This is a genomic window from Rheinheimera texasensis DSM 17496 (assembly GCF_000711985.1).
Taxonomy (GTDB): Bacteria; Pseudomonadota; Gammaproteobacteria; order Enterobacterales; family Alteromonadaceae; genus Pararheinheimera; species Pararheinheimera texasensis.
The window spans coordinates 98,266-110,755 of record NZ_KL544006.1 but is presented as its reverse complement, the minus strand read 5'-3'; the positions used below and the strand labels follow the sequence as shown (position 1 = coordinate 110,755).

The following is a 12,490-nucleotide window of genomic DNA, read 5'->3' as shown; positions in this document are numbered from 1 at the left end:
ATCAGGTATAAATCGGCTCTGGGTCTTGAACTGGAGTTTGTATGTCTGCATCTGCTATAGCGCTTATCACCGGAGCCAGTCGTGGCATCGGTGCTGCAACCGCGCGGCTGTTTGCCCGGCAAGGATATGCGCTTGGGCTGAATTATTTGCAGGACCACGCCGCCGCAGCCGCGCTCGCCAGCGAGCTTCGTGCCATTGGTTGCCGTTGCATTCTGCTGCAGGCGGATATAGGCAACGAAGCACAAGTACTGGCGATGTTTCAACGGTTGGATGCTGAACTCGGCCCTTTGTCGGTGCTCGTCAATAACGCTGCCATTTTAAAGCCGCAAAGCCCCATCCGCGGTATTAACGCGACGCGTTTTGCTGCCATTTTACAAACCAATGTGATCGGCACCTTTTTGTGCTGCCAGCAGGCAGTGCTGCGCATGAGTACGGATTCAGGCGGGCGGGGCGGCGTTATAGTGAACGTCTCTTCAGGCGCAGCCAAAAGCGGTTCACCCAACGAATATATTGATTATGCTGCCTCTAAAGGCGCGGTGGACACCCTGACCCGGGGCCTGGCGCTGGAAGTGGCGGCGCAGGGCATTCGCGTCAACGCAGTGCGGCCGGGTTTTATCTATACCGACATGCACGCCACTGGTGGCGAACCGGGCCGGGTCGACCGGCTGAAAAGCCGCATTCCACTGGGGCGTGGTGGTGAAGCAAGCGAGGTGGCGCAGGCGATCGCCTGGCTGGCATCAGATGCCGCCAGTTTTACCACCGGCAGTTTTATTGATGTTTGTGGTGGTGTTTAGCCTGCTGAATTTATTAAGGACTGTAACGATGTTACCACGCGGAATATTTTTGCTGGCCTGCATGTGCATGTTGGCGCCGGTACAAGCCATAGAACAAACCAAAGCGGTTAAAGTCACAACTATGCTGAAAACTCAAACCAGCTGGGATGGCCAGCCGCTGCAATATCCGGCAGGCCAGGCTGAAGTCACCGGCATGTTGATTGAAATCGCACCCGGTGGTGAAACCGGCTGGCATCTGCATCCGGTACCTTCATTTGGTATGGTGCTTGAGGGTGAACTTGAGGTGACGCTAAAAGACGGACGGAAAAACCGCTTAAAAACCGGCGACGCTTTGGCTGAAGTCGTGAACACCGCACATAACGGCCGTAATGTCGGCCCTATGCCGGTCAAGCTGGTGGTGTTTTACGCCGGCAGCAAAGGCCAGCCGTTGTCACAGAAAACGGGCTCAGAGCCTGCGGCCGCGATAAAGCACTGAGCGTCAATATCAGTCAGGCTGCGCCGGCGTAATTGACCGGTAAGCGCTTGGCGTCATCCCGGTCACGCGGGCAAACTCTTTGTGGAAATTCGATTTAGTGGCAAAACCGGCTTGATACATCACCTCGGTGACCGGCAATGGCGGGCTTTGCAGTAACAGCTGTTTGGCTTTTTCGATCCGTTTGTCATTTAGCAACACAGAAAAACTGGCGCCATAACATTGATTGACCGCCTGCGACAATTGCCGTGCCGGTACTTGTAGTTTGCGCGCGGCTTGCGCCAGCGTAATACCAAATTCAAGCTGGTACAGCTGTTGCTGCTCGAGCAGAGCCAGCCAGCGTTGATACACTTCCTGCAATTTTTCAGCGACAGCCGGTGTTTCGTCAGCAAGCGGTGCCGGCCCTTCGACAGGGAGAAACGAGCCCTGGCTTTTGGAAACTTGCGCTTGTAACTGTGGTTTCTGGTCACTGCGTTGATACAACCATTCCAGCAAAGGGCTGCGCTGCAGCGCGAATAACAGGGTCAACAGGTGTAAGAGCAGAAAAAGTGCTGCAGCCGGCAGCAGCATGGCCGATTGCGAGGGACTGCCGCCTTGTTGCAGTTCCAGATAAAGCGCAGCTTCTATCAGCAGATTGCTGCCCAGCAAAGCCCCCTGCAGTTGCAAATAACGTCTGGCCACCGGGGCCGCATCCCCCAGCGGAGCCAGCAGCGCCGAGGACCGTATCAGCTTGAGCGCGACGGCAGTTAAATACGCGGCGTAACTTAGCAGTAAAAACAGGTCGAGATAATCCAGTAAGGCGGAGCCGCTCAGTAACAAAAAAAACGTCAGGGCGGCCGGGACCAGATGCCAGAGGTCGTGCCAGCGCAGCTTCGCATTGGGCCGCTGCAACAGCTGAAAAAAACACCAGAATAAAGGCGCCAGCAGCAGAGCGCCGATGGGCCTTAATATGGTTTGCCCGGCAAATAATTCAATATGCAGCATTGCGAGCACTAACCAAAGGCTTTGGCTGCCATAAAGCAAATAAGTCGCACCAGTGAGACGCGCTGGCCACGGGCGACCTTGAGCACTCAGCAGAAAATGCAGCCCCAGCAGCAGGCACAACAATGCGATAGCGCTGTGCAGCATAACTAATTCATTCATCAGAAATATCAGTGTCGTCGAACCCGCAAAACAGCAGTGTAACGCGCTCACGCAGGCGGCAACAGGCGAATTTAACGTCCTCAAGCGTGTTTCAGGACGCCACTACGCGGGAAAATGCTTAGTCTGGCTGCAGTCAAACTAATGAGGAATTCTGATGCACACAACATCACAACAAGCCCGCAGCTGGATGCTGGCGCTATCAATCCTGCTTTGCTGGCTGTTCGCACTTCTCGTCCATGCGACAAATCAGGCGCAAGCCGGTGAACTGCTGTTTGGCGGCACGCGCACAGCGCAATGTAAAACACCGGCTACGATGGACCAGCAGGGTTATGTTCGGCTTGGTGGTATAGAGCAGTGGGTCAGTATCAAAACCAGCAACTGCACTTTTCCGCTGATCCTGTTTTTACACGGTGGGCCTGCAAATCCAATCAGCCCTTTTGCCGATGCAATTTACGCCGGCTGGGAGCAGCAGTTTACGCTGGTGCAATGGGACCAGCGCGCCAGCGGCAAAACCTGGCTACGCAATCAACCGGCGGCGGGCGAGCGCCTGACGCTTGAGCAAATGACGCAGGATGGTCTGGAGCTGGTGCAGTATCTGCAACAAATCCTGGGCAACAGACCGCTGATTTTGATGGGTAGCTCCTGGGGCTCGGCGCTCGGAGTCAACATGGTGCAGCAACAACCCAAGTGGTTTGCCGCCTATGTTGGCAGTTCGCAGCTGGTCAGTGGGTTGCAAAACCAATTGGCGAGTTATCAGGCAGTTTTGACACTGGCCACTGCAGCACAGGATCAGACCGCTTTGGCTCAACTGAGTAAACTCGGCCCGCCGCCTTATGCCAAGCCAAACGGTATTTTGCGTCGTCTGACCAGTCAGTATGAAGCAAAAATGGCCACACCAGCCCCTGCGCATTGGTGGCAAGCTGCGCCTGCTTTTGCCCTAGAAAAACAGGCGCCGGCCTATGAAGCAGCAGAAGAATATTCGTTTTTGCAGTTTATGGGGTTTGATGCAGACACGGGCCAAACAACAAGTGGCATGTTCCACGACATTGAATTGCAACGCGATGCGACTGTGCTGCAGCTGCCGGTATATTTTATTCAGGGCGAAGCCGACCTCGTCACTGTACCAGCAATGACCCGCGCTTATTTTAATGCTATTCAGGCGCCATATAAGGAACTGATTATGGTGGCCAGAGCCGGGCATGGTCCGAATGCGCAGAGTATTGCCGCTGAGTGGCAACTGCTACAGCGCATCCGTGCGCAGCTTGTTAGTCAATAGGAAATCATGCCACCAGTTGCCGGATCAGCCCGGCAACTTCAGTACAGAAAAATCTGGCCGGCGGAGACGGGGCGTGGCGGCGTAACAGCCCAGCACCAGCGCACAAAGGCCGGCACTGATAGCAAAGAGCGCCGGTCCACCGAGGGCGTCGATAATCAAGCCGCCAATAAAGGGTGACAAGCTAAAACCAATGGCATACAGGCTGGCAGCGCCAAAATAACTGCCGCGTAGCGCCGGGTGCGCTAGTTGGTCCAGGTGCACATTCATATTGGCAAAAAGCACCGCTTCGCCAATGCTGAGTACCGCCATTGCCCCAAGCCAGCCCCAGAACCAGTCGACCGGATTCAAAGCAAACCAGATTTGTGACAACCCCAATAACACCACGCCCAGATAAATGCGTTTGATCACCGGCCAATGGCCCAGCAGGCGAAGCAACGGAAATTGGCAAGTGACAATAATCAGCGAATTCACCATCACCAGACTGGAAATAAGCGTCACCAGCTGTGGGAAATCGGCCCGGGTCAAATATTGGATCAGGCTTGAATCAGCGTGGGCGTAGATAAAATTAATCAGAATATTGGCCAGGATAATCACAGCAAACAGCTGGTCTTGCCGAAGCAACTGCAAAATAGCCGCGAAGTTCAGCGTATGAGATGGCCGGTCATTCGCTGTGTTGCTGGCAAGTTTGCCCGGACGATATAACCACAACAGGCCTAAGCCTAAGGCACCGTATGATGCCGCAGTAATAAAAAAACCATGTGGATTGCCGCTGAGGCCCGCCCATAACCCCAATACCGGGCCACAGGCCGCGCCGGCGTTCACCATAAAATACAGGCCCTGCAGCGCCAGCTCGCGGTCTTTGCTGTCGGGCAATAAATCGCCGAGCCAGGCTTTGCTGGGTGCGTCCCATAAGGCGCGGGGCAGGGTCGCAAGAAATATACAGCAAAGCATCATTGGCAAGGTGTCAGCCAGTGCTAGCGCTGAAAACGCGAGCACGCCGCTGCCGGCGCCGGCCAGCATCAACGGCTTGCGACCAAAACGGTCAGACAAATGGCCGGCATAAAAACCGGCGACCACGGCAGTCAGCGCCGCCGCGGTCAGCCAAAAACCAGTTTCGGTCGCGCTGAGTGCGTAACGCTGGTACAAAATCACTGCCAGAAAAGGCCAGACCATAAAATAGCTGCCGCGGACAAAAAAATTGCCCCACAGCAACAGCCAAACCGGTGCCGGCAGCTGTTTCACCCGCTGCCACGACAACACTTGCGCGGACATTGTGCCTCCTGCATATTGAAGCTCATCAGCATGCCGAAAAAGCAGCGTGCAAACCAGTATCTAATTCTGCAGATTCAGAAAAGCTTTGTTTCCAAAGGTAACGTGATTGCGGCGTGATGCTGCCGCAAGCTTGGGAGGCGGTATGTATCAGGGCAGTTGTTTATGTGGTGCCGTGGTCTATCAACTGCACGGCGAGCCGCGACGGGTGTCACATTGTCATTGCCGGATGTGTCAGAAACAGCATGGTGCGGCTTTTGCAACCTATCTGAGCCTGCCGGCGGCGGAATTGCAGTATACGCAGGGGGCGGATACCATCAGTCGTTACCAGTCTTCGGCGACGGTCACCCGCGGCTTTTGCCGGCATTGTGGTTCAACGCTGGAATGGCGGGACGCCGTCGAAGCGGACGGTTATGTTGCGCTGACAGTGGCTACACTGGACACGCCCATTCAGCTGTCGGATATTCCGCATATCTGCACGGAAAGCAAAAGCAGCTGGTGCCCCTGCTGAACTCCGCTTATGCCTCAGATCAGTTTTTTTGCAGAGTCAGAAGTCCGAAGTGACTTCATCAGGGAGGAACTTTTGTCTTATCGCATTCGTGTCGCGGCGGCCTCAGACCATCAGGCCATCAGCGCGCTGCTATTACCACTGGTTGAAAAATTCATTGCGCCGGATTGTTCGGCTGACGGCACTGCGCTACTGCTTGGGTCGATGCAACCGCAGGCGATTCTCGGGTATCTGCACGGTGATTATCGGTATTGGTTAGCAGAAGACGCAGAAGGCCTGGGGGGCGTCATTGCCGTGAAGGGCAGCAACCATCTGTATCATTTATTTGTGGCAGAGCGGGCGCAGGGGCAGGGACTGGCACGGCAGTTGTGGTCGCACATGCTGGCGGAGTGTCAGGACCAGGATGAGTTTACCGTGAATGCTTCCTTATATGCCTTGCCCGTATACCTGCATTTGGGGTTTGTCGCTGAACAAGGTCCGCGCGAGCGGATGGGTATTGTAGATGTGCCGATGCGGCTCATCCTGCGGTCGCGCTTTGCGGGAGATAACGCCCTTGCGAACTTGGGTTAGTTTATCTGGCGCGGCTGGTTGAAAAACCGCTAAAGCGACTTCTGGCTGCGATCGTCGGGCACGACCAGCCTGTGGCCTTTTGTTATGCTGCGTTTTTTCTGCAACCGGAGCCTTTATGCAGTCTGTGATAGATTTTGTACTGGAGCTCGACAAGCTCAAAACCGTCACCCGTAAAACTAAAACCCTGCATAGCGATCGCTATGAAAATTCGGCCGAACACAGCTGGCAAATTGCCATGCTGGCCTGGTCACTGGCGCCTTATGCGCCAGCCAATACCGATATCAACCAGGTGATTAAACTGCTGCTGGTGCATGATATTGGCGAAATTGATACCGGCGATACCATTGTTTACGCCAATGCCGACTGGGATGCGCTCAAGGCGGAAGAATTAGCGGCGGCACAGCGGATTTTTGGTTTGTTGCCTGCCGGCGCGTCGGCAGAACTGTTAGCGTTATGGCAGGAGTTTGAGGACGGCGAGACCGTCGAAGCACAATTTGCCCATGCTTGCGACCGTGCAATGCCGGTGTTGCTGAATCTGGCCAACAACGGCCAGAGCTGGCGCGAAAACGGCATCAGTTATCAACGCGTCGTGGCACGGATTGAAGCACCGATTTCGCAGGGGTGTCCGGCGCTGTGGCAGTACCTATCCGGGCAGTTGGCTGCTGCACAACAGGCAGGTTGGTTTGGCAGCGAAGATGCAATAAAGATGTAATTTTACTCAGGTTGCGCAGCGTCGGCAGAACGCCTAAGCTGGAAGTTACATCTTTGAAATTCCGGTGATTAATCATGGGTATAGGTTCTCAAATTGGCATGATCGCTGCGATGGCGCTGTCGGTCTTTGTCATTGGCGGCTTGTGGTACTCAAAGCTTTTGTTCGGTGCACGCTGGTGTGTTTACGCTGGTATCGATATGGATAAACCGCAGGGCCATCCGGCACGGGTGTTTGGTGTCAGCCTGTTGTTGTCGGCGCTGGCCGCCTTTGGATTTGTGTTTTTATTCGGCGAGCCGGCGTCATTGCATTTATCGTTGCACAATGGGCTGATGGTCGGTTTCTTTTTTGTCTTTACCAGCTTTGGTATCAATTATCAGTTCGCCAACCGGCCCTGGCCTATGTTGCTGATTGACGGTGGTTATCATTTGCTGCAGTTTACAGCCTATGGCTTGATCGTTGGTTTGTGGCCACGCTGACAGCACTCAATCAGAGGGATCTGTGATGAAATTTCGGATAGAACAAAAAATACTCAGCCTGACCGACAGCTTTGATATCGACGACGAAGACGGCAGATTGGCGTTTACCGTCAAAGGTAAATTCTTCAGTATTTCCAGCAGCCAGACCATGTACGACCTGCGCGATCGAGAAGTGCTGAAAATCAAACGAAAATACCTGAGCATTCTGCCAGCATGCCGGCTGGTGGCACCTTCCGGGGAAGAATGGCTGGTGCGAAAAAAGTTCTGGCCATTCTGGCGCGCGGCTTTTTCAGTGCAAACGCCGCAGGGTACTTTAGAGATTGACGGCAATCTGTGGCAACGCGAATACCGCATCACACAAAACGAGCAATTAGTGGCGCGGGTGTCCAAAGCCTGGTTCAGCTGGTCTGACAGCTACGGCATAGAGATTTACCGGCCCGAATGGGCAGTACCTTTGCTTGGTGCTGTCATAGTCATTGACCGCATCCAGCATGCCGGAACTAATTCAGTGTTAAGCGACGATTGATTATTTCGGTGGCCACGATGCGCAATGCTCAAAGATGCCTGTTATTTACTGCCAGTGTAGTGCTGAGTATGGTGGCCGCGGTCAGCAGAGCCACCACAGAATTGTGTGGCCCGGGTTGGGTTGAAGCGACAGAAGCAACGCTGGCTGTCACTGATGGTGCCGGTCATGGTCCGGATCTTGGCTCGGCAGAGTGGGCCGCTGCACTAACCCGACGTCTCGGTGGCCATCAACAACCCGGCACTCAGGCCTGGTGTGACTGGGTCAGCCAGCAATTGCAGCGAAAAAATAGCGGGCCGGCGTTTGATTGTAAGCAAGTGCCAGCCAATAGCGCTGAGGCGTTGATCTGTCAGAACCCTCGTTTAAGTCAACTCGACCAGCAGCTCGCGCAGGTATTTGCCAAAGCTTCTACGTTGGCTGCCAATGAACATCCGCCGCAACTAAAAGCTGAACAACGTGGCTGGTTGAAAGGGCGCGATGAATGCTGGAAAGATGCCGCTCAAATCCCCTGTATGCAAGATGCCTATCAGCGTCGAATTGCCGAATTACAGGCGCGCTATCGGTTAGTCTCAATGCGTGGTCCGTTGATTTATCAATGTGGCGTCACACCGGCGGATGACCTGGTCCTGAGTTATTTTGCTACTGAGCCCGCCACAGTGATTGCCGAACGTGGCGACAGCGTCAGCCTGATGTTCCTGCAGCGAAAAGGTGGCTACTATATTGGCCGTAATGAGACCTTGTGGCCGCAGCAAGACGGCGTCCGTTTGCAGTGGGGCTATGAAGCACCTGTCTTCAGCTGTCGTCCGGTACCCTAAGCAGTCTGCGAGGCTTTGCATTTTGCAGTCAGTCTCCTGCATTTCGTCGCAACTTTGAGGTTGCTGGTCGCTGTCTGGCGCAGTAGCAGTCCCACCGGCTGATATAAACAGCCCATCAGACTGAACAGCCTATTCTCGCAGGAACGACCATGTTTATTATTCGCCGGGACGATCTACAAGGCCCGGAAATTGCTGCCTTACTGACCGCACATATGGCGGATATGCAAGCCACTTCACCACCGGAAAGTGTCCATGCTCTGGATTTGGCCGCACTGCGACGAAAGGATATCCAGTTCTGGACTTTATGGCATCAGCCAGATATCACTACGCCTGCGTTACTGGCCGGATGTATCGCATTGAAGCTACTGGATGACCAGCATGGCGAAATTAAATCAACCCGGGTGGCCGATGCTTTTCGCGGCCGGGGCTGTGGCCGGCGGTTAGTCGAGCATTTACTGGCTGAGGCCCGGCAGCACGGTTTGCTGCGTGTCAGCTTAGAAACCGGCTCCATGGCTTTTTTTCAGCCAGCCCGCTCGCTGTATCAAAAATTCGGTTTCATTGAATGTCCGCCTTTTGCGGATTACCAGCAAGATCCGAACAGCGTTTTTATGACGCTGGCGCTTCGACAGTAAGTTCTGTTTACAATTTACCTTTCGACGCTGAAAACATTTAAGCTTAATTTAGCGCAACGTGCCGCAGGCACTTCGCAACAAAAAATGAGAACCGGCCTATCCGGACCCAACACAGAGGAACACGCCAGTGCGACATACTATATTAGCCCTTTCTATCGCTGCCATTCTGACCGGTTGTAATCCGGCACCGGAAAGCAAAGACAGTACCACCACGACACCGGCGCAGACTGAAGCGGCCAAACCAGCGGAAACCGCTGCAGTGCAGCAATCAGAATCCGAACGGATTAATCAGTGGTTTGAACAGAAATACGAAGAACAATTGCAGATGAGCCCGCTGCAGATGACCTTTCAGGGCCGCAAAGACAAAAACGACCAGATTGATGATGTGACCGAAGCCGGCGAAGACAAAATGTTGGCCTGGTACGCCGCCACTGTGGAAGAACTGAAGAGCAAGTTTGATTACAGCAAACTCGATACCGAAGCCAAAACGTCATACGATTTATGGATTTACCAATACGAAGAAGTACGTGACGCCGCACCGTTCCGCGTCAATCAATATGTGTTTAACCAGATGCAGGGCATCCATGCGCTGTTGCCGCAAGTCATGATCAACTTCCACAAAGTGGAAGAAGTCAAAGACATGGAAGCTTATATCACTCGCCTCGGCGGCATCGCCAAAGCCATCGCCGAGCTGCAGCAGCGGGCAAAAAAATATGCTGAGGCTGGCGTGCGGCCACCACGATTTGCTTATGAAGGTGTGATTGAGCAGGTTAATAATCTGATTGCCGGCGCACCTTTTACCGAATCTGACAAAGAGTCGCCGCTGTGGAGCGACGCTAAAGGTAAAATTGAAGCGCTGAAAAAAGCCGACAAGCTGGACGACGCTACGGCACAGAAACTGACTGATGATGTCAAAAACGCGCTGACCAGCCAGTTCTTACCGGCTTATCAGAATCTGGCGGCCTTCCTGACCAGCGAACTGGATAAAACCGTAGTGAACCCGACCGGTGTGTCAACGCAACCGAACGGTGTGGCCTATTACAATCTGCGGCTGAAGCAGTCGACTACGACAGATTTAACCGCTGACCAAATCCATCAGATTGGCCTCGATGAAGTGGCGCGTCTGACCAAAGAGATGAACACCATCAAAGAGCAGGTAGGTTTTAAAGGATCGCTGCAGGAATTCTTTAAGTTTATCAAAACCGACAAGCAGTTCTTCTACGAAGACACCGACGAAGGTCGTCAGGCGTATTTAAAAGACTCTGAAGCCTTTATCCGTGAAATTGAAGCCAAGTTACCGCAATACTTCGGCATCCTGCCAAAAGCGCCTTTGATCATTAAACGGGTGGAACCGTTCCGTGAACAGCCTGGCGCGGCGCAGCATTATTTCCCGGGCACGCCGGATGGTCAGCGCCCTGGCATTTATTACGCGCATTTATCCGACATGAAAGCGATGCCAAAAAATGAAATGGAAGCCATTGCCTATCACGAAGGCAGCCCGGGCCACCATATGCAAATTTCGATTGCACAAGAGCTGACTGGCGTGCCGAAATTCCGTACCCAGGCCGGTTTTACCGCCTATCAGGAAGGCTGGGCGCTTTATACTGAAACTCTGGCCAAAGAAATGGGCCAGTATAAAAACCCGTACAACGATTTTGGCCGCCTGATCACGGAGATGTGGCGGGCGATCCGGCTGGTTGTGGACACCGGGATGCATGCCAAGGGCTGGACCGAACAGCAAGGTGTTGAGTATATGATGGCCAACTCGCCGGTCGCCGAAGGTGCTGTGAAATCTGAAATACGCCGTTATCTGGTATGGCCGGGTCAGGCTACATCTTACAAAATAGGCATGCTGAAAATTTTAGAGCTGCGCGCCAAAGCCAAAGCCGATTTAGGCGACAAGTTTGATATCCGTGGTTTCCATGACACTGTGCTAAGTGGCGGGGCATTGCCGCTGAAAGTGCTGGAACAACGGGTGCAAAACTGGGTGGACACTGTGAAAAAGCAAGGCTGATGTAAAGCCAACAGCGTTGAATAACACTTTTGACGAACACCAAGAAGAAAACCCCGGCAAACGCCGGGGTTTTGTTTTTACTATGCAAAACGGCCCGTGAGGCCCTTGCTCGGTATCATTCAATAAAATACCAATAACCGAGATTAATCAGCTCAGTCATCAAGCCTGCTTTATTCGCATCAGCGGCAATCCACTGACAGGCATCTTCGTTGAGCTGCACCTGTTCCGACAATAACTGCACAAAGGGCAGTGCTTCAGCCGGCAGCGTGATGGTCAGGCCATTGATAAATAACTGGATATCAGCATCGATATGCGATTGGTGGTAACAGATCCGCAGTCCGCCTAAACGACCCAGTACTGAACCTTCAGCCAGATACTCGATGATCTCGTCGGCCGCGTAATGGGGGTCAGGTTCGCTGGCATCCAGCTCATGTTTGGCATGGCTGATGTACTGGCCGAAATAGCTCGCCAGCAGAGAGCGGTTATTGACCAAGCCGAGTAATAACTGTTGCACCTGATCCAAATCAGCGTCGCTGATGCGGCCGATATCGCTGACCGGCTGGCGATGGGGGTCGGTATAACGGGCGCCGCTCTGGTCTTGTTCAATCAGAAAATCGGCAAGGCCGGTCAGCAAATCTTTTTGGGCTGGTGCACGGAAACCGACGGAATAACTCAGGCTGGCGTCGACCGAAATGCCGTCATGCGGGCAGCCAGGCGGAATATACAAAATATCGCCAGGTTCAGTGATGACATCAATGCAATCTAAAAAAGGCGTGATTTGCAACAAACGCGGATGCGGGCAAATTTGCTGCAGGCTGGCGTCCGGCATACCGACGCGCCAGTGCCGTTTACCCATACCCTGAATGATAAACACATCATATTGGTCGAGGTGCGGGCCGACACCGCCACCGGGCGTCGAGTAGCTCACCATCAAATCGTCAATCCGCCAGTTCGGGATAAACCGAAATGGCTCAATCAGCTGCGCCGCTTCGGGGTGCCAGTGATCAACAGCCTGCACTAACAAGGTCCAGCCTTGTTCACCGAACGCGCTGTAATCTTCAAAAGGCCCGGTTTCTAACTGCCACTGGCCGTCCGCTGTTTTGGCGACGACACGGGACTCAATGTCTTCTTCAGTGGCAAGGCCAGCCAGTTCGTCCGGCGTCAGCGGATCGGCGAAATCAGCAAAGCCGCCTTTAAGCAGCACCGGTTTTTTTTGCCAGTACTGCGCCATAAATTCGGCAACCGTTAATTGGCCTAGATGCAATTGATACATAAAAAAATCCTTA

Annotated in this window: 14 protein-coding genes; 11 read left to right on the top strand and 3 right to left on the bottom strand. The window is 53.6% G+C overall.

The window, feature by feature from the left end:
- Nucleotides 1-41 precede the first annotated feature (41 nt).
- Together Q399_RS0117570 and Q399_RS0117565 are read left to right on the top strand one after the other, a co-directional pair.
- Entirely contained in the window at nucleotides 42-794 is a 753-nt protein-coding gene (locus tag Q399_RS0117570) for an SDR family oxidoreductase (RefSeq protein WP_031570804.1), read from the top strand.
- The gene (locus Q399_RS0117565) at nucleotides 742-1,269 is read left to right on the top strand and encodes a cupin domain-containing protein (protein WP_245612923.1); all 528 of its coding nucleotides are present in this window, start codon (nucleotides 742-744) and stop codon (nucleotides 1,267-1,269) included. The genes Q399_RS0117570 and Q399_RS0117565 overlap by 53 nt, the downstream gene beginning before the upstream one ends.
- Nucleotides 1,270-1,278: 9 nt before the next feature.
- Here the strand turns inward: Q399_RS0117565 and Q399_RS0117560 are convergent, their stop codons facing one another.
- The gene (locus Q399_RS0117560; protein ID WP_031570799.1) at nucleotides 1,279-2,409 is read right to left on the bottom strand and encodes a helix-turn-helix domain-containing protein; all 1,131 of its coding nucleotides are present in this window, start codon (nucleotides 2,407-2,409) and stop codon (nucleotides 1,279-1,281) included.
- 154 nt (nucleotides 2,410-2,563) lie between these two features.
- Between Q399_RS0117560 and Q399_RS0117555 the strand changes: the two genes are divergently transcribed.
- Complete coding sequence (locus tag Q399_RS0117555) at nucleotides 2,564-3,685, top strand: alpha/beta fold hydrolase (protein ID WP_051686149.1); 1,122 nt, start codon at nucleotides 2,564-2,566, stop codon at nucleotides 3,683-3,685.
- Nucleotides 3,686-3,709: 24 nt separating this feature from the next.
- Here Q399_RS0117555 and Q399_RS0117550 read toward each other — a convergent pair whose 3' ends face one another.
- Complete coding sequence (locus Q399_RS0117550; protein WP_037046618.1) at nucleotides 3,710-4,957, bottom strand: MFS transporter; 1,248 nt, start codon at nucleotides 4,955-4,957, stop codon at nucleotides 3,710-3,712.
- Nucleotides 4,958-5,099: 142 nt separating this feature from the next.
- Here Q399_RS0117550 and Q399_RS0117540 point away from each other — a divergent pair, with 142 nt between their 5' ends.
- The 8 genes from Q399_RS0117540 (at nucleotide 5,100) to Q399_RS0117505 (ending at nucleotide 11,204) form a co-directional block, all read left to right on the top strand.
- On the top strand, nucleotides 5,100-5,465 hold the full coding sequence (locus Q399_RS0117540; RefSeq protein ID WP_031570793.1) for a GFA family protein: 366 nt from the start codon (nucleotides 5,100-5,102) through the stop codon (nucleotides 5,463-5,465).
- Between the two features lie 72 nt (nucleotides 5,466-5,537).
- A complete protein-coding gene (locus Q399_RS0117535; RefSeq protein WP_031570791.1) occupies nucleotides 5,538-6,032 on the top strand; it encodes a GNAT family N-acetyltransferase in 495 nt (164 codons plus the stop codon).
- Nucleotides 6,033-6,147: 115 nt separating this feature from the next.
- Nucleotides 6,148-6,744 carry an HD domain-containing protein gene (locus Q399_RS0117530; protein WP_031570789.1) on the top strand — a complete coding sequence of 199 codons (597 nt, stop codon included), beginning with the start codon at nucleotides 6,148-6,150 and terminating at the stop codon, nucleotides 6,742-6,744.
- A gap of 74 nt (nucleotides 6,745-6,818) precedes the next feature.
- Nucleotides 6,819-7,220 (top strand): DUF1761 domain-containing protein, encoded by a 402-nt coding sequence (locus Q399_RS0117525; RefSeq protein WP_051686147.1) that lies wholly within the window; start codon nucleotides 6,819-6,821, stop codon nucleotides 7,218-7,220.
- Nucleotides 7,221-7,245: 25 nt separating this feature from the next.
- Complete coding sequence (locus Q399_RS0117520) at nucleotides 7,246-7,746, top strand: LURP-one-related/scramblase family protein (protein WP_031570784.1); 501 nt, start codon at nucleotides 7,246-7,248, stop codon at nucleotides 7,744-7,746.
- A 17-nt stretch (nucleotides 7,747-7,763) separates the two neighbouring features.
- On the top strand, nucleotides 7,764-8,558 hold the full coding sequence (locus Q399_RS0117515) for a lysozyme inhibitor LprI family protein (RefSeq protein ID WP_157836340.1): 795 nt from the start codon (nucleotides 7,764-7,766) through the stop codon (nucleotides 8,556-8,558).
- Nucleotides 8,559-8,707: 149 nt separating this feature from the next.
- The gene (locus Q399_RS0117510) at nucleotides 8,708-9,190 is read left to right on the top strand and encodes a GNAT family N-acetyltransferase (RefSeq protein WP_031570780.1); all 483 of its coding nucleotides are present in this window, start codon (nucleotides 8,708-8,710) and stop codon (nucleotides 9,188-9,190) included.
- Between the two features lie 127 nt (nucleotides 9,191-9,317).
- Complete coding sequence (locus tag Q399_RS0117505; RefSeq protein WP_031570778.1) at nucleotides 9,318-11,204, top strand: DUF885 domain-containing protein; 1,887 nt, start codon at nucleotides 9,318-9,320, stop codon at nucleotides 11,202-11,204.
- A gap of 115 nt (nucleotides 11,205-11,319) precedes the next feature.
- Here Q399_RS0117505 and Q399_RS0117495 read toward each other — a convergent pair whose 3' ends face one another.
- The gene (locus tag Q399_RS0117495) at nucleotides 11,320-12,477 is read right to left on the bottom strand and encodes a ribosomal protein uL16 3-hydroxylase (RefSeq protein ID WP_031570776.1); all 1,158 of its coding nucleotides are present in this window, start codon (nucleotides 12,475-12,477) and stop codon (nucleotides 11,320-11,322) included.
- Between the last annotated feature and the right edge of the window lie 13 nt (nucleotides 12,478-12,490).

What these genes read in the sequence shown, in the direction of transcription:
- Q399_RS0117570 (WP_031570804.1), top strand. Translation starts at nt 42, where the DNA reads ATGTCTGCATCTGCTATAGCGCTTATCACCGGAGCCAGTCGTGGCATC.
- Q399_RS0117565 (WP_245612923.1), top strand. Translation starts at nt 742, where the DNA reads ATGCCGCCAGTTTTACCACCGGCAGTTTTATTGATGTTTGTGGTGGTG.
- Q399_RS0117560 (WP_031570799.1), bottom strand. Translation starts at nt 2,409, where the DNA reads ATGAATGAATTAGTTATGCTGCACAGCGCTATCGCATTGTTGTGCCTG.
- Q399_RS0117555 (WP_051686149.1), top strand. Translation starts at nt 2,564, where the DNA reads ATGCACACAACATCACAACAAGCCCGCAGCTGGATGCTGGCGCTATCA.
- Q399_RS0117550 (WP_037046618.1), bottom strand. Translation starts at nt 4,957, where the DNA reads ATGTCCGCGCAAGTGTTGTCGTGGCAGCGGGTGAAACAGCTGCCGGCA.
- Q399_RS0117540 (WP_031570793.1), top strand. Translation starts at nt 5,100, where the DNA reads ATGTATCAGGGCAGTTGTTTATGTGGTGCCGTGGTCTATCAACTGCAC.
- Q399_RS0117530 (WP_031570789.1), top strand. Translation starts at nt 6,148, where the DNA reads ATGCAGTCTGTGATAGATTTTGTACTGGAGCTCGACAAGCTCAAAACC.
- Q399_RS0117525 (WP_051686147.1), top strand. Translation starts at nt 6,819, where the DNA reads ATGGGTATAGGTTCTCAAATTGGCATGATCGCTGCGATGGCGCTGTCG.
- Q399_RS0117520 (WP_031570784.1), top strand. Translation starts at nt 7,246, where the DNA reads ATGAAATTTCGGATAGAACAAAAAATACTCAGCCTGACCGACAGCTTT.
- Q399_RS0117515 (WP_157836340.1), top strand. Translation starts at nt 7,764, where the DNA reads ATGCGCAATGCTCAAAGATGCCTGTTATTTACTGCCAGTGTAGTGCTG.
- Q399_RS0117510 (WP_031570780.1), top strand. Translation starts at nt 8,708, where the DNA reads ATGTTTATTATTCGCCGGGACGATCTACAAGGCCCGGAAATTGCTGCC.
- Q399_RS0117495 (WP_031570776.1), bottom strand. Translation starts at nt 12,477, where the DNA reads ATGTATCAATTGCATCTAGGCCAATTAACGGTTGCCGAATTTATGGCG.